2 protein-coding genes and 1 pseudogene are annotated in these 2023 nt (G+C 33.4%); all 3 read left to right on the top strand.

The annotated features are described in order from the left end of the window. Window positions 1–608: pseudogene (locus tag ACYQ21_RS15400) on the top strand (hypothetical protein); the annotation flags it as partial. Continuing rightward, entirely contained in the window at window positions 605–1384 is a 780-nt protein-coding gene (locus ACYQ21_RS15395; RefSeq protein WP_460059550.1) for a hypothetical protein, read from the top strand. The pseudogene ACYQ21_RS15400 and the gene ACYQ21_RS15395, both read left to right, overlap by 4 nt. A gap of 460 nt (window positions 1385–1844) precedes the next feature. After that, entirely contained in the window at window positions 1845–2009 is a 165-nt protein-coding gene (locus ACYQ21_RS15390) for a hypothetical protein (RefSeq protein WP_460059548.1), read from the top strand. The last annotated feature ends 14 nt before the right edge of the window (window positions 2010–2023 follow it).

The raw sequence follows: 2023 nt of genomic DNA, 5'->3' as shown, positions 1-2023 counted from the left end.
AATTTACAGAAAGTTATTCCAAATTAATACAAGCTAAATATCCTAATGATGAAAAACTAGATGATGCAATAGACCATCAAATGCGTTACTGGTTAGATAAGCCTATTGTCGATTATATTAATGATAAACTACCTGTTGGCGAGGGAGAAACCAAGGCATCAGCCTATCTAAAATGGGTAGAGGAAATGGGAATAGTCCCAGGAAATCCTGAAGCTGGTTATCATAATCGGACAGAATTAGATAAAGAACCAAACCCTAAGAATGAAAAAATCACAGTAGGGCATATTGAAATTATTTTCACGCATGATGGAAATAACACGGTAAGTATGTGGAATCATTTAGATACAGATGATACAGGACTTCGTTATATTTCAGATCCAAAGCATTATGAAGATGATTATCAAAATATTGCGAATACGGATTCAGCAAATTATTCAGAGCCTAAGATTAAAAATGGAAAATATCAGAACAGTGGTGATAGGCATGAATTTCTGGACGTCAAATTTCCAGAAAGCAATGAACCTGATTTGAGATTAAAAGCTAAGGGAAAATATGATGAGACACATGACTATAAGACAAATTTAGAGAAAATTAAAGGTGGCAAATGACTTTAAAATTAAAAGCCCCTATGTGCCGAATAGGTTTAGTCTTTGTAATGCTTATTAGTTCTTTGAGTGTTTTATCTGCTTGTGCTCAAATTAAGAAAGGGATAAATGCAATGTCTGAAAATAAAGAAGTTACAGAAATAAAAATCGGGGAAACCTATACCATGTCATGGAGCAAATCTGATGTACGAGAAAGTGATAGAAGTATTTCGTATATAAAATTATTAGACGATAAAACGTTTATGGAAGTTTATGATGGTACGCAACGTTCTAAAGAATATTATGAAGGAGATGGAGATAGGAAAAACATCAAATTAATAATTGGTACTTATGAAAAAGAGGGAGACAACTTCATACAGAAGAGCTACATTTCTTATCAAATTCTATCTTTTTCATCAGATATTGAAGTTAAAAAGGGTGCTAGTGGAGAAGTTGGCGATTTTATGTCGACAAAAGAGAGAGAATTTGATAGCAATAAAGGAGGAGGTACAGCTATTGAGAAATACGGCGAGCATTATCGAATAAACTCTGCAAATTTAAAAGGTGACATTCCGTCAGACCCTTTACGTGTTTCAAAAGTCAAGCTCCCAGATTCTGCCGAAGCATTTCTTTCACAATATAATTTGGTAGACCCACAAGCTGAAAAAGCAAAAACTAAGGCAGAGGCAGAACGCCTTTATTGGCGTTCAGATGAAGGTCAAGATGAAATGGCAAGAGCCTTTGGTTTTGATATACCAGTCTCTGAAGATGATGATGGTTTTAAAATATTTGGTTTCTAAATAAATCAGAGGTAGAAAAAATAACAAAAACATAATTTATAATTTTCTGTTTTTTGTGTTTTTACAATCTAGTTTTCGGAAAAAATATCTCGAAATCTACACCACCATACCAGTGGAAAGTCCCACTATTTACCACTAAACGCCCACTAAAGGAAAAAACACAGGCACACGGCAAAACCCCGACACTGTCGGGTTGGCACTCATTAGAGTGCCTGTTTTGTCTTATGCTCTTGCATTGCGTAAAAAAAGTTTACAAAAAAGATAATGTTTTTATTTTGAACGAGATAGCTAGATTTTCAATTTTGTTCGTATTCAAGCTAATCAAACTATATCAAATAACAAAACAAAAGTATTGAAGATGTCTCTTGCACAAATAATTGTGTGAGAGACTTTTTATATTTTTCAGAAAACACGCCTTCTTTCTGTTTTTAAACGTTTTAATATTTGAGGGGAGAAATTGATGAATACAATTATTAAACGAGATTTGAGAATAAATTATAGAAAAATCTTTCAAAAAACAAGAGAAAAATGGTATACTGATAGGGAACAGTTTTTCGCTTGCTTTCCATTCCCTCAACAAGTGGAGGAGAAAAATGGCAAAAACATCAAATGTTTACAAAGATAAAAAAACAGGTGCTT

This window comes from Pseudolactococcus yaeyamensis, assembly GCF_054658615.1.
This window is presented reverse-complemented; position numbering and strand designations above follow the sequence as displayed.

Bases quoted from the DNA above. Each gene is read 5' to 3' on its own strand.
- ACYQ21_RS15390 (WP_460059548.1), top strand. From the start codon at position 1,845: ATGAATACAATTATTAAACGAGATTTGAGAATAAATTATAGAAAAATC.
- ACYQ21_RS15395 (WP_460059550.1), top strand. From the start codon at position 605: ATGACTTTAAAATTAAAAGCCCCTATGTGCCGAATAGGTTTAGTCTTT.